The organism is Rhodococcus sp. WS3, from assembly GCF_003797085.1.
GTDB classification, from domain to species: domain Bacteria; phylum Actinomycetota; class Actinomycetes; order Mycobacteriales; family Mycobacteriaceae; genus Rhodococcus_F; species Rhodococcus_F globerula.
In genome coordinates this window covers 1,404,706-1,423,604 of the sequence record NZ_RKMA01000001.1, presented here as the reverse complement: position 1 = coordinate 1,423,604, position 18,899 = coordinate 1,404,706, and the positions used below count along the sequence as shown (strand labels likewise).

Below are 18,899 nucleotides of genomic sequence, written 5' to 3'. Positions count from 1 at the left end.
GGCTCCCGCGGTTACTCTTTCGCGCATGAGACTCCATCACGCGTTGGCAATCGGCATAGCCGGGGTTCTGGTGCTTGGTGGATGTTCGGCCGGGGCCAGGCCCGCAGACACGGCGCTGATCGAACCGCAGGCCTTCTCGGGGACGGTCACCGTCGACGCGGTCATGGGCCATCTCGATCAGTTCGGCAAGATCGCAGCTGCCAACGGTAATACTCGGTCCACGGAAACCCCAGGGTACGACGCCAGCGTCGACTACGTCGCAAACCTGCTCGAAGACAATGGTTTCGACGTGGAAACCCCGGAGTTCGCGTTCAGCTCCTTCGACCCGGGAACCGAGCTGTTGACCTCCTCAGGCGGAGTCGACTTTCCGGTCCGCGCATTGACCTACTCGACGTCCACCGGACCGGACGGGATCACCGCACGCGTCGTGTCGGTACCCGCAGACGAGACACCAGGTTGTGAAGCCTCCGACTACGACGGGCTCGATGCTGCGGGAGCTATCGTCCTCGTCACCCGCGGGGTGTGCCAGTTCGGCGCCAAGCAGACCATCGCAGCAGATCAGGGCGCCGCTGCACTGTTGGTGGTCAACAACGAAGACGCGATGTTGGGCGGCGGAACCCTGGGCGATCCGGATATTGCGCGGATTCCCACGGGAGGCATCAGCCTGTCGTCGGGGCAACAGCTTGCCTCAGAGGGCGGTGACGTCACTCTGGTGCTGGACACGGTCACCACCACAACACGCTCGCGCAACGTCATCGCGCAGACGAAGACCGGATCAAGCAGCGACGTTGTCATGGTGGGCGCTCACCTGGACAGCGTTCCCGAGGGGCCAGGTATCAACGACAACGGCAGTGGCAGCGCGGCCATTCTGGAGACGGCGCTGCAGCTCGGTAGTTCGCCGGACATCACCAACGCGGTGCGGTTTGCGTTCTGGGGCGCCGAGGAACTTGGCCTCGTCGGCTCGACCGAGTACGTTGCCGGGCTCAGCCCGGAGGAACAAGCGGCCATCGCGCTGTATCTGAATTTCGACATGCTCGGCTCACCCAACCCCGGATATCTGGTCTACGACGGTGACAATTCGGATGGTCTCGGCGAAGGTCCTGGCCCGGAAGGCTCCGCCGGTATCGAACGCACCTTTGTCGACTATCTCGGCGGTCGCGGAATTCCGGCAGAGGGAACCGACTTCGACGGACGATCTGACTACGGCCCGTTCATCGAGATCGGAATTCCGGCAGGCGGCGTGTTCAGCGGAGCCGAGGAGCTGAAAACCGTCGAGCAGGCACTGAAATGGGGCGGCGAGCCCGGCGTGAGTTTCGATCCGAATTATCACACCGCCTTGGACAATCTCGACAACATCGATCGGGACGCACTCGCCGCGAATTCCGCCGCGGTGGCGTTTGCGGTGGCAACGTATGCGCAGGATATCGGGGGCCTCAACGGAGTTCCGGTAGGCGAGGCCAGAACCTTGGCTCGAACCCGGTGATCATGAGGCGCGCGGTGAGCAGCTCTAGGTTACTCTCGAGTAATGAGCGATCCGATCCCGAGCGAAGTACCCGGTGACGTGCGCGATGCCGCTCCTTCCGGCGTCCGCTCGGTCATCGGATCGGTGCTCAACACCGCGTCGGATCTGAACGGACACCAGCAACTCATCGAGGCGCTACGACGTGTACGTCGGTTGCTTCCGGGCGACCCGGGGTTCGGCGACCCGCTCTCCCTGTCGGGGCCTGGCGGCGCACGGGCGGTGGCACGCGTCGCCGATCGTTTTCTCGACCACAAACCGGCCGCTACCAGGGAAATGAGCCTCGGCGCGTTGCAGGTGTGGCAGGCGGCCCTCGAGAAGATGGGCCGAGGCCGTGGTGATCAGGAACTGACTATCGTCTTCACGGACCTCGTCGGTTTCTCCACGTGGTCGCTCCACGCCGGCGACGGGGCGACGCTCGCGCTCCTGCGGGCGGTCGCGCAAGCTGTCGAAACACCCATCACGGATCGCTACGGTCACGTCGTGAAACGGATGGGCGACGGACTCATGGCAGTGTTCACCAGCCCAGACGCGGCAGTGGCCGCGGTCTTCGCGGCGCAGGAAGCCCTGGCGCAGGTCAACCTCGACGGCTATCGGCCCAAGATGCGCGTCGGCCTCCACACCGGAACACCCCGGCAACTGGGCGACGACTGGTTGGGTGTCGACGTCACCATCGCCGCCCGGATGATGGGGCTGGGCGGCGACGGCAACGTCATGATGTCTGCGGCAACTCTCGAAGAACTTGCGCCGGGAACCCTCGAAGAGCTGAACCTGGAGATCCGTCCGTGGCGCCGCGGATTCTTTGCGACGACGCCGAACGGAGTACCGCAGGATCTGGGTATCTGGCGCGTGTGGCAGGCCTGATACTCCTACATTTCGAGCCGCCACAACGGTGACACGGGGCCGTGACCGGCTCCGAGGTCGTACGATGCCTCGAGGCACTTGGTCACCCATTCCTTGCCGAAGGCGACGGCGTCGGGAACCGAATAACCGTGTGCCAGAGCGCACGTGATGGCAGCAGCCAGTGTGTCGCCGCCGCCGTGATCGTTGCCGGTCGCGATGCGGGGACTGCTGAACTCGAGGAAAGTGTCACCGTCGAACAACAGGTCGGTGCTCATGTCCGAGGTGCGCAGATGTCCACCCTTCACGATGGACCACTGAGCGCCCAAACCGTGAAGGGCCTCGGCAGCGCGGCGTGCGGTGGCGTCGTCCTCGACGTCGATGCCGGTGATCAACCGAATTTCGTCGAGGTTCGGTGTCACAACAGTTGCGGCGGGGATAAGGACGTTGCGGACAGCGTCGAGCGCTTCCGCGTGCAGGAGAGGATCGCCGTGCATCGACGCACACACGGGGTCGACGACAAGCGGGATCGGCCGGTCGCGGCCGATCCCCACCTCCGCGGCAACCGCAGCTACCGCTTCGATGATGGTTGTCGACGCCAGCATGCCTGTCTTGGCGGCGCCGATGCCGATATCCGAGACCACAGTCCGCACCTGATCGGCGACAACCTGCGGCGGAATCTCGTGGAAACCGCTGACGCTCACCGAATTCTGCACGGTGACGGCCGCAACGGCCACGCACGCGTGGACGCCGCACATTGCCATCGTGCGGGAGTCGGCTTGGATGCCGGCGCCGCCGCCGGAATCGGTGCCGGCAATGGTAAGGGCACGAATCGGCGTCTGGCCGGAGGGCGTCAGGGGAAGCAGGTTCACGTCGGAGAGCCTACCGATCGGACCTGGGGAAACCCCAGTTCGGTCCGGGCAGGTTCGGTTTCCAGGAGGTCCGCGTACTGACGGACGTCCGCCGAGATCCGCATCGAGCAGAATTTCGGACCGCACATCGAACAGAAATGCGCAGTCTTGGCGGGCTCGGCCGGAAGCGTCTCGTCGTGGAATTCTCGTGCCGTATCCGGATCGAGCGACAACGCGAACTGATCCAGCCAACGAAACTCGAAGCGCGCCTTGGACAGTGCGTCGTCCCGGGCCTGAGCATTGGGGTGTCCCTTGGCGAGGTCCGCAGCGTGCGCGGCAATCTTGTACGTGATCACCCCGGTTTTCACGTCGTCGCGGTTGGGTAGGCCGAGGTGCTCCTTGGGGGTGACGTAACAGAGCATCGCGGTTCCGGCCCGCGCGATCATCGCCGCTCCGATGGCCGACGTTATGTGGTCATAGGCAGGCGCGATGTCTGTCGCGAGCGGTCCGAGTGTGTAGAACGGCGCCTCGTCGCACAGTTCCTCCTCGAGGCGGACGTTCTCCTCGATCTTGTCCATGGGAACGTGTCCCGGACCCTCGATCATGACCTGGACGCCGGCGGCTTTCGCGATCTGGGTGAGCTCGCCCAGTGTGCGCAACTCCGCGAATTGTGCGGCGTCGTTCGCGTCGGCGATCGAACCGGGGCGAAGACCGTCACCGAGGGAGAACGTGACGTCGTAACGCCGCAGGATCTCGCACAGTTCGTCGAAGTGGGTGTACAGGAACGACTCCTGGCGATGGTGCATGCACCACGCGGCCATGATCGCGCCGCCGCGAGAAACGATTCCCGTCACTCGGTTGGCGGTCAGAGCGATGTAGCCGATTCGCACACCCGCGTGGACGGTCATGTAGTCCACACCCTGCTCACACTGCTCGATTACCGTGTCGCGGTAGATCTCCCACGTCAGGGCGGTGGGGTCGCCGTTGACCTTCTCCAGTGCCTGATAGATCGGAACCGTGCCAACCGGAACGGGTGAGTTGCGAAGAATCCACTCACGGGTGAGATGGATGTCCTTGCCGGTCGACAGGTCCATGATGGTGTCGGCGCCCCACCGGATCGCCCACACCATCTTCTCGACTTCCTCTGCCACAGAAGATGTTACGGCGGAGTTTCCGATGTTTGCATTGATCTTCACGGCAAACTTCTTGCCGATGATCATCGGTTCCAGTTCTCCGTGTCGATGGTTGGCCGGGATCACGGCCCGGCCTCTGGCCACCTCGGATCGAATGAGTTCCGCGGAAACGCCCTCTCGGACAGCGCAATACCGCATCTCCGGAGTGATCACGCCGGCTCTGGCGCATTCCAATTGTGTCGAATCTCGTGCACTCCGCTCCCACGCGTCGCGCGTTCTGGGGAGGCCGCGGTCGAGATCGATCGTCGCGGCGGTATCGGTGTACGGACCTGACGTGTCGTACAGATCCAGATGCTCACCAGTGGTGAGGGTGACGCGTCTAAGCGGGATCCGGAGTGAATCCGATTCGAGATAGTGCTTGCTGCTGCCCTCGATCGGGCCGGTAGTCACGGCTGCCACGCCGTGGACAGCCTTGTTGAGGACAGTCTTGTTGACAGACTTCTCGTGCATTAATGCGCTCCCTACGCCGGCATTACCCGGTCAGGTTCATCCGGTCGACGGCCCTAGCCGTCCTCTCAGCCCGCTGGTGCGAGCCCCCGTGGTGGTTGTATGAAATTTTGTGCGCGTGCGCTCACAACGGCACCGGGCGACTGTATCTCAGTACCGAAAGAAAATCTCGGTGCGATTGCGGTCGGGTCGTTCTCGGTGCGAAAATTGGGCGATCCCGGGACAGCGTCGTCGGCAACTGTTTCTATGAGTGTCATGGATCACAGTTTGGGTACCGTGCGTGCAGCAGTGGAGGTTTCCACCATGAACAACTCCGCCATGAATAACACCGACATCACGCTGATCGACAACCCGTCACATGAACGGTTCGAATTGCTCGCGGGCGACGAACTGGTCGGCATCCTCGGCTATCGCGACGAAGACGAGATCCTCGGGTGCGGCGCCGAAGCCGGCGATGTGGTGGCGTACATGCACACCGTCGTCAAGGAAGAGTACGGCGGCCAGGGAATGGCAGCCGTATTGGTGCAGTTCTCGATGGATTGCGCCCGCGAACGTGAGTGGTCGGTTCGCCCGGTGTGCTCGTACGTGCAGCGATACCTCGGCGAGCATCCCGAATATCTCGATCTGCTCGTCGAGGACTGACCGCGCCGTTCCCGCTTTTCAGGAACCCAGCTGTGCGATCACAGGGGCGTGATCGCTGGCGCCCTTGCCTTTACGCTCGTTCCGATCGATTTCGGCGGACTCGACGCGAGCCGCCAGTGCGGGCGAGCCGAGAATGAAGTCGATGCGCATTCCCTGCTTCTTGGGGAAGCGGAGCTGCGTGTAGTCCCAATACGTGTACACGCCGGGACCGGGAGTGTGGGGGCGGACGACGTCCGTGAAACCGGACGAGATGAACGCGTCGAAAGCAGCGCGCTCGGCCGGCGACGTATGAGTCTTGCCTTCGAAGACAGCGGGATCCCAGACGTCCTCGTCGGTTGGTGCGACATTCCAGTCGCCGACGAGGGCGATCTGCTCGTCCGGGTTCTGCTTCAGCCAGCCTTCGGCGTCGTCGCGCAGCTTGGCGAGCCAGTCCAGCTTGTACGCGTAATGGGGATCGTCGAGTTCACGGCCGTTGGGAACGTACAAACTCCACACCCGCACCCCGCCGCACGTCGCGCCGATCGCGCGGGCCTCGCGCACCTGCTCCGCTTCGGGGTCCTTGGTGAAGCCCGGCTGATCCTCGAAGCCGATCTGCACGTCGTCGAGACCGACACGCGAGGCGATGGCAACGCCGTTCCACTGGCTGAGTCCGACGTGAGCGACCTTGTAGCCGATCTCCTCGAAACGTTCGTACGGGAACTGCTCGTCCTTGCACTTGGTTTCCTGCATCGCCAGGACATCGACGTCGGATCGGTCGAGCCAATCGATGATCCGGTCGGTACGGGCACGGACGGAGTTGACGTTCCAGGTAGCTATGCGCACGCGGGCAAGCCTAGCGTCAGGCACCGACAGGCGCGGTGGCGTACCGGTAGCGATGATGTTCGACGAAGCCGAGCGAGCGTGCCGTAGCGACTGCGGCCGTGTTGTCTTCGGGAACGGCAAGGTAAGCATGGGTTGCGCCCTGGATTCGACTCCACCCGAGCAAGTCAGTACAGATCAGAGTGCCGATTCCGTGCCGTCGGTGCGCATCCGCCACCGCGAGATCGAGCAGACCTGCCCACCGACGGCCGTCGGGGGCGTCGCTGACGGCGGCTCGTGCCGAAGCCAGAATCATCGTGTCGGCGCTGCCGATCGTTCCGGTGGCCACGCGCGTGAGAGTGTCCCCGGTGCGAGCGTCGTCGATGGTGGTCGTGAACTGTGGCGGCGTCGGGGCTACGTTGTCGAGGTCGGCGGCAAATATGATGCCCTCGCCGCCGGAAATCCACGTGGGCGGGGCAATTCCGAGGCGGTCGGGCAGCATCAGAGTGGTCGGACGTCCCCGATCTGCGAACCAGGAGCGGATGGCCGCCAGCGTTTCCGGGGTTCGCGACGCACTGCCGCCGGGTTCGCCGAGGGGGAGTGCCGAGTCCATGTCATGGGGCGAGTGCCCGATGCGCAGCAGCCAACCGTCGATCCGAGCCTGCTCGGTTCCCGGTGAACCTGCGGCCGCCGCGATCTCGAGGTTGCGGATGTCGCCCACTCGAATGGGCCGCGCTGCAAGAACTTTGAGCGCGATTACCTGATCCGCCGATACGGTGACAACACGCCCGTCGTTGCCGCGAACCGTGATCGGGTCCGCGGATTCGAGGGTGCCGATCACGTCGGTCATCGGATGCGAGTAGCCGGGTGGGAGCTTGTACCGCAGCACCACCCGGCTACCGATCGAGATGGGCAAATGTCTCAGTCTTCGTCGTCGTGGCCGAACGGATCGTCGACCGTACCCGGAGTCCAGGTCAATCCGGGCTTACCCCAACCGGACTGCTTGATGGCCTTCTTCGCGGCGCGCGCATTCCGGCCGATCAGAACGTCGGTGTACAGGAAGCCGTCGAGGTGGCCGGTTTCGTGCTGGAGCATCCGGGCGAAGAATCCGGTGCCTTCGTACTCGACAGGGTTGCCGTCGGCGTCGGTTCCGGTGACCTTGGCCCAGTCTGCGCGGCCGGTGGGGAACTGCTCGCCGGGAACGGAAAGGCAGCCTTCGAAGTCGTCCTCGGGATCGGGCATCGTCTCGGGGATTTCCGACGTCTCGAGGACGGGGTTGACCACAACTCCGCGTCGGCGGGTGTCGCTACGATCGTCACCTGGGCAGTCGAACACGAAAAGACGCAGCGAAACACCGACCTGATTGGCCGCGAGGCCGACGCCGTTGGCGGCGTCCATCGTCTCGTACATGTCGGCGATCAGTTCGGCGATTTCCGCCGGAGACTGCGTGACCGGCTTTGTGGGCTCGTGCAGTACCGGGTCGCCGACGATTCGGATGGGGAGGATAGCCATGGCGTCAAGGATAGTGCGGCGCGCCCGCGTGGTTATCGCGGCCCGCCCGATACCTCGTGGTTCAATGGTTGCTGAAGAACAACGATGTGATTTGTTGCTCGGTCGGGCCACGTACCCGGGGGAACGCGGGCAACAGGGGGACACAGTCTCACTGACGGCGAATACAGCAGTCGAGGAGTGACATGGACAGCGCAGTTGCGCGTAGTCGAAGCCGGACCGATGGCGCCGAGGTCGAAGATGCTGCGGGCGTCAGCTCTGCCGGAATCAACGATGTCGGCGAAGACGGGCTTACTCGCCGAGAACACGACATTCTTTCCTTCGAACGCCAATGGTGGAAGTACGCCGGCGCGAAGGAAGTAGCGATCAAAGAGTTGTTCGACATGTCGGCAACCCGCTACTACCAGGTGCTCAATGCACTCGTTGATCGCCCCGAATCGTTGGCGGCCGATCCGATGCTGGTCAAACGCCTGCGCCGGTTGCGTGCCAGCCGGCAGAAGGCCCGGGCGGCTCGTCGCCTCGGCTTCGAAGTGACCTGAAGCCGCAAAACCTGCACACAAACCTCTGTCGATGAACGGTCGAACCGCCCACTGGCGATAGGGTCGAGAGTGTGAGTACCCCGAAAGAGCAGCCGTCCGGACCACCCCTACGCGCTATCGCCATGGTGCTGATCGCCCTCGCGATCGTGTTCATCGGGCTCGGTGCGGCGTCACTCGGCGGTTCCGATTCCGACACCACGGCGGCCGAGCAGACCGAGACGAGCGCGCCGGCCGCAACCACAACAGCGGTTGCCCCCGTGACAACAGCACCGGCTGCCAAAACCGGCACCGACTCCGCGGAAACCACGACGACACGCCCGTCCGCGACCACGACATCAGCCGGCGCGTCGGTGAGTGTCGATCCGTCGACTGTCAGTGTCCGGGTGCTCAACAACAGCACGGTATCCGGGCTCGCAGCAGGAACCGCGGAAGAATTGACCGCTGCGGGTTGGAACGTCGAAGAGACGGGTAACTACAGCGAAGGAACGGTGAGCACCACCACGGTGTACTACGGATCTTCCGCGGCAGAGAAGGCAGCGGCGCAGCAGATTGCCGCCGAACTCGGTGTGACGGCAGAGCCGCGATTTGCCGGTATCGCAAGCGCGTCGCCCGGTGTGATCGTCATCGTCACGTCCAACTGACCCGTCGGTTCGGACCACCCGTCGGGTCTGTGTACTACTCACGCCGTTATGATCAGTTGCACTTCCTCGCCACCCAAAGGAGCGGTTCGATGGCCCCCAGCAGCACCCGGCGTATGTCCTGGCGCGTCGTTGCCCCCGTAGTCGCACTAGCCGCTTTCGGCTTGACTGCCTGCAGTAACAACGAAGAGCCCAGCAACGTCCCCGGTACAACTCCGCCTGTGTGGACGGGTGCGGCCGACCCGAGCGCACACGAGAGCGAAAGCCACGGAGCGTCGTCGACTGCTCATGCCGGTAGCTCCGCAACCGAGACGGTTACCGCAACGTTGAACGGCGCAGACGGCAGCAAGGTCGGCACTGTCACGTTCACGCAGGAAGGTAGTGACGTCAAGGTCACCCTCGATGCAAAGGGCCTGACGCCGGGCTTCCACGGCTTCCACGTTCACCAGATTGCCAAGTGCGAGACCAACTCGGTTGCGCCCAGCGGCGGCGAGCCGGGCAACTTCCTCTCGGCCGGCGGACACTTCCAGGCAGAGGGCCACACCGGCCATCCCGCCAGCGGCGACCTGACGTCCGTACAGGTTCTCGAGGACGGCTCGGCCACCCTCGTGACCACCACCGACGCGTTCACGGTCGATCAGCTGGTGGCAAACGGCGGCACGTCCGTCATGATCCACGCAGGTGCCGACAACTTCGGCAACATCCCGACGCGTTACGCGCCGGCGCCGGATCAGCAGACCCTCGACACCGGTGACGCCGGCGCACGCGTTGCGTGTGGTGTCATCACCGAGAGCTGATCCTGCTCTGAGTTCTGTATCACTTCGGCAACTACCACGCAGTAGCCAGCACGGTGTTCTCGCGATCATTGTGGTTGGATTCTCTGCGTGGTAGTTCCATTTCCGGGTTCGCCGCGTCCGACGCTGGGCGTGGAGTGGGAGATCGCCTTGGTCGATCGTGTGACCAGAGATCTCTCCAATACAGCTGCCGAGGTGTTTTCGGCGGTCGAGGAGCTTGCAGGCTCCGAGACTCCGCACATCACCAAGGAGTTGCTGCGCAACACCGTCGAGTTGGTGACGGGCATTCACGACACGGTCGGCGAAGCCATGAGCGATCTCGATGCGTCCCTCGACCTGTTGCGCCGGGCCGCGGATCCGCTGGCCGTCGACCTCATCTGTGCGGGTACCCATCCGTTTGCCCAGTGGTCCACTCAGTTGGTTACGCGCACGCCTGATTACGACGAGCTGATCGAGCGCACGCAGTGGTGGGGCCGGCAGATGTTGATATGGGGTGTGCACGTCCACGTCGGAGTGTCTTCGGCGGATCGGGTGTTCCCCATCATCAATGCGCTGTTGCAGCGGTACCCGCATCTGTTGGCACTGTCGGCGTCGTCGCCGATGTGGGCCGGCGTCGATACCGGCTATGCGTCCAACCGGGCACTGATGTTCCAGCAGTTGCCGACGGCGGGTCTGCCGTACCAATTCGAGAGCTGGGCCGAGTACGAGTCGTTCATCGACGACCAGATGAAGACCGGCGTGATCACCAAGATCGGTGGCATGCATTGGGACATTCGTCCGGCGCCCAAGTGGGGAACCATCGAAGTCCGGGTGTTCGACGGGGTGTCGACGCGCGCGGAACTGGGCGCGCTGGTCGCATTGGTTCACTGCCTCATCGTTGATCTCGACCGCCGCCTCAGCGCCGGGGAGACGTTGCCGAACATGCAGCCGTGGCACGTGAAGGAAAACAAGTGGCGCGCAGCCAGATACGGTCTCGACGCCGAGATCATTCTGGACTCGGCCGCAAACGAATGTCTGGTCACCGACGACTTGGAGCGACTGCTCGAAGATCTCACGCCGATCGCGGTGTCGCTCGGGTGCGCGGACGAGTTGGCATCCGTCGCCGATATTCCGCGCCGCGGAGCGTCGTACCAGCGTCAACGACGCGTGGCGGAAGCTCACGGTGGAGATCTGGTGGCAGTGGTCGACGCGTTGGTTGCAGAGTTGGGTACGTGACGCGCCGCTGAGCAGTTCGGACAAACAGTCCATTTGTCCAGACGCCGTCCAAGCACCGTTCACTCGCCGTTTACTATTATCCGGTGTTGACAGACAGTGTGTCCCGAAGTGGGGCTTCGACGGGACAGACGGGCCAGTCCTGGGCGGCTTCGCACAAGGTCCTGATTCTCGGTAGTGCCGCAGTGCTTGCCCTCGTTCTGGGCGTGCAAGCTTTTGCGTCCTACAAGGGATATCTCGGTCCGGTGGAAAGCCTGTTCGGTGACTACTTCCTGGTTCCTCGTTCGGCAACGATGCCGTGGGTGGGGCTGGCATTGGCCCTGGTCGGGCTCAATACGCGGGAGCGTGTGTACGCGATCTCCGCGGCTGTTGCCATCGACCTGGTGGTCGGAGTTATCCGCTGGTCCGCCGGCGGTCCGATCACGATGGGCACCGGCGGCACCTGGGTGCTCACTGCTATTGCGGTGTACGCGTTCTGGAAACTCACCGGTGAGCGTCGGTCCGGCGTGCTTCGCGGAGTGGTGTTGGGTGCGTTGCTGATCCTCGCCGCGAAGGTGGCCGAGACCTGGCTTTCGATCACCATCCTCCTCGGCACCGACGTGTGGGACGAGTACGTCTTCCTGGCCGATCAGGCGCTGGGCAACCCGTCGTGGGTCATGGGTCAGTTCGTCGACGCGCTCGGCCCGGTGGGAGCGGCGATCCTCGACTGGATCTACGTCGAATTACCGGTCGCGATCATCGTTGTCGCGCTGTACCAATGCCGTAAGGGCTGGCCGTCGCATCACCTTCTCCAGACGTTTCTGCTGATCGGTTTGATCGGGCCGATCTTCTACATTCTGTTCCCCGTGGTGGGTCCGGTATTTGCGTTCGGCCCCCGCGGGTTCGGATTCCAGATCGGCGACTTCTGGCCGAATATCGTTCCGAACGTGGATTTCTCGGCGCCGGCGTCGCTGCCCTTCGACGACGCAGCACCACGTAACTGCATGCCGAGTCTTCATACGGCGTGGGCTGTTGCGCTGTTCACCCACTCGCGCCGCGGCCCGTGGTGGCTGCGGACCTTGGGTACGTTCTGGCTTCTCGCGACGTTGACGGCAACGTTGGGTTTCGGGTTCCACTACGGCGTCGACCTCATCGCCGGCGCGGTTCTGTGCCTGACTCTCGATGCCGCACTGCACGATCCGGAACGTGGTTGGGGTTGGTTCCGCATCAGGCTGGTGCTCGGCGGAAGCGCGATACTCGTCGGACTACTGCTGTCGTACCGGTTCGCGTCCGTGCAGATGGCGGCGTACCCGGAACTGTTCGGGCCGCTGCTCGTCGGAGTTCTGACCGCGATGTCGGTGGCCTTCTTCGCGACGTTCTACGCCAAGCCTGGCACCGCGCTTGCGCAGTGGGGCGGCCGGAGCGAAGACGTCGCGGACCCTACGGATTCAGCTACGGACTCTGCGGCGGGTCTTCCAATTCGTTGATCTTCATGACGGCGTCCTGCTCGCGCTGCTCGCGGTAGGCCACACGGCCGACGCTGTGTGCGATCACCGGCGCCGTCAGCATGGTGAAGATTCCGACCAGGACGAGCATCCAGATGTCGACGCTTCCGCGCAGCAGGAACACCGCGCCCATGAGAACAAGAACAAGTCCGACGACCTGAGGTTTCGTGGCCGCGTGCATCCGGCGCAATGTGTCGGGGAATCGCACGATGCCGACAGCTGCGGTCAGGGCGAGCACCGAGCCGAGGAAGATGGCGAGGACGCCGATGACGTCGAGGATGTTGCCGATCATCGGTCACTCACCCGGAATCGTGCAACCGAGACGGATCCGATGAATCCGACCAGAGCGAGTGCAACGATCGCGGGAACGATCGTGGTGTCTCCGCTGTACGCGGCCCATACTGCGAGTCCACACATGGCAACGGCGACAATCGTGTCCAGCGCGACCAGACGGTCGAGTGAGCTCGGCCCGTCGATGAGCCGGAAAGTGGTCAGGACTGCGGCGACCGCGAGCATCACTCCGGAGATGATCAGGATGGTGGTGATGAATCCGTTCATTATTGATCCTCCGCTCGTGGCGCATCGAATTCGTAGTCACGTTGGTGCCACGGGCTTGGTTGCCAGTCGGAGTCACGCTCGAACGACGCGATGAACAGTCGCTCCAAATCTTCGACCGAGCGATAGAACGCGCTCACCGCTTTCTGTGAACCTACGTCGAGGACGTGAACGTAGACGATCCGGCGGTTCTGATCGATCTCGAGAACCATCGTTCCCGGGATCAGGTTCAGCACGTCGATGCACAGCGTGAGTACCAGGTCGGACTTGATACCCAGTTGGTAGCGCAGAACACCGGTGACGGGCGGCGGCGACGGCCGGATGGCAAGCCACGCCACCTGGATGCTGGAGACGGCCGCGTAGTACACGATCACGCCGATCAGACGCAGTATCGAGAGCACGTGCACTCGACCTTCCACGGGGACCGGGGGCAGCGGTAGAAGGACCATGATGACCAGGCCGACAGCAAGTCCACCGAAGATATTGCCCCAGCTGACGTTGCCCCACAGCAGAATCCACACGATCATGAGCCACAGGAGGACTCCGATGCGGAGTACGAGTGAGCGTTTCATCGCGGCGCCTCCTCGGTGTCAGTCACAGGCGTGTCAGTCACAGGCGTGTCGGCTACAGGGGCGTCGGCTACAGGTATCGGTCGGTGATCGCCGAGAACCGCGTCGATGTAGATGGACCGATCCTGTAGATCCTTCGCGGCTCGGTCGCTGATGTCGATGATCTGCCCGGCAAACACCGTCAACGCGAGGCCGACGCCCACGAGTGCGACTGTCGGGATCAGCATGAAGGCGGGAATCTTGCCGACGTCCTCGCGGTCGTCGAACGCGATGTCCTCTTCGGATTCGTCGATCAGAGCCGACGGGCTGACATCGGCGAGGTCGCCTTCGGGTGCGTCGGCCCGGGCGCGCCAGAAGGCCTTGGTCCACACACGGGCCACGGCGTAGAGCGTCAGGAGGCTGGTGACGGTACCGCCCGCGACGAGTACCCAGGCGAGTGCGCTGGCGTCGGAGGCTCCGGCCTGCAGCAGCGCAACCTTGCCGATGAAGCCGGAGAACGGCGGAATACCACCAAGATTGAGAGCGGGAACCAGGAACACGATAGCCAGAATCGGGCTGGCAGCGGCCAAACCGCCGAGGCGTCGTAGTGACGAGCTTCCGGCTTGTCGTTCGATCAGACCCACGACGAGGAAAAGCGTCGTCTGCACGATGATGTGGTGCGCGACGTAGTAGATGGCGCCCGACAATCCCGAGGTCGTGGAGAGCGCGATACCGAAGATCATGTAGCCGATATGGCTGACCAGGGTGAAGGACAGTAATCGTTTGATGTCGCTCTGGGCGATGGCACCCATGATACCGACCACCATGGTCAACAGACCGCACACCATCAGGACATTGTCGAGTTCACCTTGCGGGAACAGCAGTGAGTGCGCGCGGATGATCGCATACACACCAACTTTGGTGAGCAGGCCGGCAAAGACGGCGGTGATGGGCGCCGGCGCCGTCGGGTAGGAGTCAGGAAGCCACGCCGACAGTGGGAAGACCGCAGCCTTGATCCCGAACGCCACGAGTAGGACGCCGAAGATCGCGGTGCGGGTGCCGGCGGGGATGTTGTCGAACCGCAGGGCCATGTCGGCCATGTTGAGTGTGCCAGTCGCGGCGTACGCAAAGGCGATGCCGGCCAGGAAGATCAGCGAAGACACCATCGACACCATGACGTACGAGACACCCGCTCGAACGCGGTCGGCACTCGCTCCCAAGGTCAGCAAGACGAAGCTCGCGGACAGCAGCACCTCGAAGCCGACGTACAGGTTGAAGAGGTCACCGGCGAGGAAGGCGTTGGAAATACCCGCGGTCAGAGCCAGATATGTCGGCAGGAAGATCGACACCGGCTGCGCTTCGTTACCGTCGCGGATACCCTGACCGATCGCGTACACCATGACGGTGAGCAGGACGATCGAGGAGACGACCAGCATCATCGCCGACAGTCGGTCGACGACGAGAGTGATGCCGATCGGCGAATCCCAGCCGCCCACCTGAACTGCGGTGGTGCCGTCGCGGTCTGCCAGATACAGCAACATGCCGGACACAGCCACGACGGCGACCAGTGCGATCAGGGTGATGACTCGCTGGAACCGGGGACGTCGGCCGACAACAAGTGTGGCGGCAGCGCCCAGCATCGGAATCAAGACGGGCAGGGGCGCCAGTGCGCCCATGAGGTTGGACGAAATGGTCACGTGCGCGCACCTCCCTTACCGTCTTTCTGGCGCTTCTCAGGTTCTTTCTTGCGGGCGAGGTCAGTGGCCCAGTCGGGCACGGGTTCGTCCTCGAAATCGCCGTCGCGAAGATCTTCGTAGCACTCGATGTCCTCGAGGTTGACCAGTTGTTCCAGGGGGATGGGGTTGCCGTCCTTGTCGAATGCGTCGCCGCCGATGCTCGGCGCACCGGTGACGGGGTCGTCGGATCGGTCGTGGTCGGGAGCGTCGGCGGGCAACCTGCGCAGCAAGACCTTGGTGTCCTCGGGATCGTCTTCCACGGCGTCGGCGGTGTTGATCTTGTAAGACCGGTACGCCAGTGCCAGAACAAAGCCGGCCATGCCCATCGTGATGACGATCGCGGTCAGGATCATGCCCTGCGCCAGAGGATCGGCGATCTCTTCGTGCACGGAGTCGCGGCCGACGATCGGCGGATTGCCGTCACTGCCGCCGACGGTGAGGATCAGCAGGTTGATGCCGTTTCCGAGCAGAAGCATTCCCAGCAACATGCGGGTGATACTGCGCTCGATCAGCAGGTACACGCCCGTCGACGTCAGGACGGCGATCAGGAGGAGCATTCCGATATTTGCGCTCATGATGCTTTCACCTCGATTTCTGCGTCGAGGCGTGCGCCGAGACTTCGGAGTACGTCCAGCACCAGGCCGACCACGATGAGGTAGACGCCCAGGTCGAAGAACAATGCGGTGACCAGTTTGACGTGGCCGATAAGCGGGAGGGTGAACTCGAAGACCGCCGACGAGAGAGCCGGGGCACCGAGGAACAGCGAGATGATCGCGGTGCCGGCCGAGAGAGCCAAGCCTAGGCCGAGGATCTTTCCGGCGTCGATGGGAACGGCTTCACCGAGTTCATAGCGTCCACCGGCGAGGTAGCGCAACACGAGCGCAAGCCCGGCCGTCAAGCCGCCGGCAAAGCCGCCACCTGGCGCGTTGTGGCCGGAGAAGAAGAAGTAGATCGACAGCACCATGATCGTCGGGAAGACCAACCGGGTGGTGACCTCGAGGACCAGGGAGCGGTGACGCGGATCGATCAGGTCGCCGCCGCGCAGCCAGGTCGTGTCGGTGCTTGCGGCCGCTTTGTCGACGATCACCGAAGGCGCGTCGGACACTCGGGGCGCGATACCGAAGCGGCGGTTGCGGAACACAAGGCTGGCGACGCCCGTCGCGGCAACCAGCAGCACCGAGATCTCGCCGAGAGTGTCCCAGGCGCGGATATCGACGAGCAGGACGTTGACCACGTTCTTGCCGTTGCCGATGGTGTACGCGGCGTCGGGAAGCAGTTCGTAGATCGGACGCGTATTGCGAGCGTTGACTGCGTACGCCGCGATGGCGGTGATCGTGATTCCGACGGCACCGGCCAGAAGGGCGCGCGGCAACTTGAACCCGATCGCCTTACTCTCGTCGATCTCGGCCGGGAACTTTCGAAGCACGAGCACAAAGATGACCAAAGTCAGTGTTTCGACCAGGAATTGGGTAAGAGCCAGGTCGGGGGCACCATGCAGCGCGAACAACACACCGGAGCCGTAGCCGGTGAGTCCGACCAGGATCACGGCGGCCAGACGGTTGCGCATCACGGTCGCAGCGATGGCTGCGGCGATCATCATCAGCGCGATCGTCAACTGGATGGGGGAATCCCACAACCGGAGATCGACGCCCGTGTCGGTGTCGATGATCAGCAGGACCAGGGGAACGACAACCAGCGTCGCGAGGATGGTCGACTGCGTCCGGGGCAGTGAACCACGCTGCGTGACTCCGGTCAGACGCATGGAGATGGTGTCCATGCCGCGCAGGGTCGCGTCGTAGATACGGTCGGCGTTGCCGAGCGGAGGGTGCTCGAAGTGCAGGCGGCTGATCTGGCGTTGCGCGATGTAGAGCGCAAAACCTCCGGCGATGACCACACAGGTGAGCAGCAGCGGCGTATTGACGCCGTGCCACAACGCCAGGTGATAGTCGGCGTGCGGACCGGCGGGCAGGGTGGTGGAATACGGCGTCAGTAGCTTCTCGAGCTGCGGCGACAGTATTCCGGCAGCCAGTCCGGCAACGGCGAGCAGACCAGGGGAGAACAAGAACAGAGCGCTGGGCGCATGCATCTTGCTCACGGCGGGGCTGGGCTTGCTCAGGGTCTTGCGTCCGAACGCGCCCCAGATGAAGCGAATGCTGTAGCCGACGGTCAGAATCGAACCCATCACGATGACAGTGATGACGGCGATGGACGACCAGTGGCCGAGGACGTCGGTTTCGAGCACCGATTCGAGGGCAGCTTCTTTGCCGACAAATCCGAGAAGCGGCGGTAGCCCGGCCATGCTGGCGGCGGCTAGGGCCGCGATGATCGCCAGCGCGGGGGCCGTCTTACCGAGATGGGCAAGTTTGCGCAGGTCACGGGTGCCGGTGGTGTGGTCGATGATACCGACCACCATGAAGAGCGCAGCCTTGAACATGGCGTGCGCCACCACCATCGTCATGCCGGCGAGGGCCGCGTCGCGGGTTCCCAGACCGACCAGAACCATCATGAAACCGAGTTGGCTGACGGTGCCGAACGCAAGGACGAGCTTGAGGTCGTATGCCCGCATGGCCCGCCAACCGGCCAGGATCATCGACAGCAAGCCGAGGCTGATGATGGTGATGCGCCACGGCGGTGAATCCGCGTATCCGGGGGCGAGACGGGCAACGAGGTAAATACCGGCCTTGACCATCGCGGCGGCGTGGAGATAACCGCTGACCGGGGTGGGCGCGGCCATGGCGCCGGGAAGCCAGAAGTGCAGCGGGACAATTGCGGATTTCGACAGTGCGCCGATCAGGATCAGGACAATCGCGACGGACGGCAACCATCCCGTCGGCGGGTTGGCGACCAGATCGGACAGGTTGTAGCTGCCACCGGCTTGGCCGAGGATGATCATGCCGACCAACATCGCGAGACCACCAGCGGTGGTGACCAACAGTGCCTGGGTTGCGGCGCGGCGACTGGTAGCGCGCTCGGCGTAGTGGCCGACCAACAGGAACGACAGAACCGTGGTCAGTTCCCAGAACATGTAGAGCAGCAACATGTTGTCGCTGGTCACGAGGCCGAACATGGCGCCGGCAAAAGCCACCATTTCGGCAGCGAAGATGCCGAGGCGGGGTTCGTCGTCGTTGAAATATCGTGCGCAGTAGATCAGAATCAGCGTGCCGACACCCAGGACCAGGACGGCCATGATCGCGGAGAGCGCGTCGAATCTGAAGTCGATGTCCATCGACAGGCCAGGAGCCCACGTGATGTGGAGCGTCTCGACTGTGCCCCATTTGTCGATGACCCAACCGAGGCTGATCAGCGGAACCAGTGAGAGCGGGAAAAATCCATTTCGCCCGAACCTGCGCACCACAAGCGGAGCCAAGAGGGCGGCAACGGCATGGGCAAGCAGAATACTGAGCAAAAGGCACTCCGTCGTGTTGTGTTCAGCGGGCGGCGGGGTGTCCGAACAAATCGAACCTATCGGTAATTTCGGGACGTAGCCCCTTCACAAGGACACCGTCTGGGTGTATATATTACCGGCCCGTCTTCATTTGCCGTGCAGTGCGTCGCTTCGAACTACAACCGTGTGAACTGATACACGTATGTTGG

19 protein-coding genes and 1 riboswitch are annotated in these 18,899 nt (G+C 63.4%); of the genes, 8 read left to right on the top strand and 11 right to left on the bottom strand.

Features of this window, described 5'->3' with window-relative positions:
- Positions 1 to 25 precede the first annotated feature (25 nt).
- Positions 26 to 1,483: a M28 family peptidase gene (locus EEB13_RS06545; protein WP_172936353.1), complete on the top strand. Its 1,458-nt coding sequence runs from the start codon at positions 26 to 28 to the stop codon at positions 1,481 to 1,483.
- Positions 1,484 to 1,525: 42 nt separating this feature from the next.
- Positions 1,526 to 2,383 carry an adenylate/guanylate cyclase domain-containing protein gene (locus EEB13_RS06540; RefSeq protein ID WP_095886789.1) on the top strand — a complete coding sequence of 286 codons (858 nt, stop codon included), beginning with the start codon at positions 1,526 to 1,528 and terminating at the stop codon, positions 2,381 to 2,383.
- A 5-nt stretch (positions 2,384 to 2,388) separates the two neighbouring features.
- On the opposite strand, the gene thiD is transcribed toward EEB13_RS06540, so the two are convergent.
- Together thiD and thiC are read right to left on the bottom strand one after the other, a co-directional pair.
- Entirely contained in the window at positions 2,389 to 3,231 is an 843-nt protein-coding gene (gene thiD / locus EEB13_RS06535; RefSeq protein ID WP_141484868.1) for a bifunctional hydroxymethylpyrimidine kinase/phosphomethylpyrimidine kinase, read from the bottom strand.
- On the bottom strand, positions 3,228 to 4,853 hold the full coding sequence (gene thiC / locus EEB13_RS06530; protein ID WP_045064019.1) for a phosphomethylpyrimidine synthase ThiC: 1,626 nt from the start codon (positions 4,851 to 4,853) through the stop codon (positions 3,228 to 3,230). The genes thiD and thiC overlap by 4 nt, the downstream gene beginning before the upstream one ends.
- Positions 4,846 to 4,953: riboswitch (TPP riboswitch) on the bottom strand. It overlaps the preceding gene by 8 nt.
- A gap of 143 nt (positions 4,954 to 5,096) precedes the next feature.
- Between thiC and EEB13_RS06525 the strand changes: the two genes are divergently transcribed.
- Positions 5,097 to 5,492: a GNAT family N-acetyltransferase gene (locus tag EEB13_RS06525; protein WP_373557452.1), complete on the top strand. Its 396-nt coding sequence runs from the start codon at positions 5,097 to 5,099 to the stop codon at positions 5,490 to 5,492.
- 18 nt (positions 5,493 to 5,510) lie between these two features.
- Here the strand turns inward: EEB13_RS06525 and EEB13_RS06520 are convergent, their stop codons facing one another.
- From EEB13_RS06520 to EEB13_RS06510, 3 genes are read right to left on the bottom strand one after another with little or no spacing between them, the layout of a single operon-like run.
- On the bottom strand, positions 5,511 to 6,314 hold the full coding sequence (locus tag EEB13_RS06520) for an exodeoxyribonuclease III (protein WP_033235606.1): 804 nt from the start codon (positions 6,312 to 6,314) through the stop codon (positions 5,511 to 5,513).
- Positions 6,315 to 6,330: 16 nt separating this feature from the next.
- Positions 6,331 to 7,182: a GNAT family N-acetyltransferase gene (locus EEB13_RS06515; RefSeq protein WP_261984535.1), complete on the bottom strand. Its 852-nt coding sequence runs from the start codon at positions 7,180 to 7,182 to the stop codon at positions 6,331 to 6,333.
- Positions 7,183 to 7,211: 29 nt separating this feature from the next.
- On the bottom strand, positions 7,212 to 7,802 hold the full coding sequence (locus EEB13_RS06510; protein ID WP_033235604.1) for a peptide deformylase: 591 nt from the start codon (positions 7,800 to 7,802) through the stop codon (positions 7,212 to 7,214).
- 182 nt (positions 7,803 to 7,984) lie between these two features.
- Here EEB13_RS06510 and EEB13_RS06505 point away from each other — a divergent pair, with 182 nt between their 5' ends.
- The 5 genes from EEB13_RS06505 (at position 7,985) to EEB13_RS06485 (ending at position 12,448) form a co-directional block, all read left to right on the top strand.
- Positions 7,985 to 8,338, top strand: a complete 354-nt coding sequence (locus tag EEB13_RS06505; protein WP_033235603.1) for a DUF3263 domain-containing protein — start codon at positions 7,985 to 7,987, stop codon at positions 8,336 to 8,338.
- A gap of 71 nt (positions 8,339 to 8,409) precedes the next feature.
- On the top strand, positions 8,410 to 8,979 hold the full coding sequence (locus EEB13_RS06500; protein WP_033235602.1) for a LytR C-terminal domain-containing protein: 570 nt from the start codon (positions 8,410 to 8,412) through the stop codon (positions 8,977 to 8,979).
- A gap of 89 nt (positions 8,980 to 9,068) precedes the next feature.
- Positions 9,069 to 9,773, top strand: coding sequence for a superoxide dismutase[Cu-Zn] (gene sodC, locus EEB13_RS06495; protein ID WP_033235601.1), 705 nt, complete (start codon positions 9,069 to 9,071; stop codon positions 9,771 to 9,773).
- Between the two features lie 87 nt (positions 9,774 to 9,860).
- Complete coding sequence (locus EEB13_RS06490) at positions 9,861 to 10,985, top strand: glutamate--cysteine ligase (RefSeq protein ID WP_033235600.1); 1,125 nt, start codon at positions 9,861 to 9,863, stop codon at positions 10,983 to 10,985.
- 83 nt (positions 10,986 to 11,068) lie between these two features.
- The gene (locus tag EEB13_RS06485) at positions 11,069 to 12,448 is read left to right on the top strand and encodes a phosphatase PAP2 family protein (protein WP_033235599.1); all 1,380 of its coding nucleotides are present in this window, start codon (positions 11,069 to 11,071) and stop codon (positions 12,446 to 12,448) included.
- On the opposite strand, the gene mnhG is transcribed toward EEB13_RS06485, so the two are convergent.
- From mnhG to EEB13_RS06455, 6 genes are read right to left on the bottom strand one after another with little or no spacing between them, the layout of a single operon-like run.
- Complete coding sequence (gene mnhG / locus EEB13_RS06480) at positions 12,414 to 12,758, bottom strand: monovalent cation/H(+) antiporter subunit G (RefSeq protein WP_033235598.1); 345 nt, start codon at positions 12,756 to 12,758, stop codon at positions 12,414 to 12,416. The two genes, EEB13_RS06485 and mnhG, sit on opposite strands and share 35 nt — an antisense overlap.
- Entirely contained in the window at positions 12,755 to 13,024 is a 270-nt protein-coding gene (locus EEB13_RS06475) for a monovalent cation/H+ antiporter complex subunit F (protein WP_202026106.1), read from the bottom strand. Before EEB13_RS06475 ends, mnhG begins: the two co-directional genes overlap by 4 nt.
- Positions 13,024 to 13,593, bottom strand: coding sequence for a Na+/H+ antiporter subunit E (locus EEB13_RS06470; protein ID WP_033235597.1), 570 nt, complete (start codon positions 13,591 to 13,593; stop codon positions 13,024 to 13,026). The genes EEB13_RS06475 and EEB13_RS06470 overlap by 1 nt, the downstream gene beginning before the upstream one ends.
- Complete coding sequence (locus EEB13_RS06465) at positions 13,590 to 15,245, bottom strand: Na+/H+ antiporter subunit D (RefSeq protein ID WP_202026177.1); 1,656 nt, start codon at positions 15,243 to 15,245, stop codon at positions 13,590 to 13,592. Before EEB13_RS06465 ends, EEB13_RS06470 begins: the two co-directional genes overlap by 4 nt.
- Before the next feature lie 17 nt (positions 15,246 to 15,262).
- A complete protein-coding gene (locus tag EEB13_RS06460) occupies positions 15,263 to 15,880 on the bottom strand; it encodes a Na(+)/H(+) antiporter subunit C (RefSeq protein ID WP_033235595.1) in 618 nt (205 codons plus the stop codon).
- On the bottom strand, positions 15,877 to 18,711 hold the full coding sequence (locus EEB13_RS06455) for a Na+/H+ antiporter subunit A (protein WP_045064013.1): 2,835 nt from the start codon (positions 18,709 to 18,711) through the stop codon (positions 15,877 to 15,879). Before EEB13_RS06455 ends, EEB13_RS06460 begins: the two co-directional genes overlap by 4 nt.
- Positions 18,712 to 18,899 lie beyond the last annotated feature (188 nt).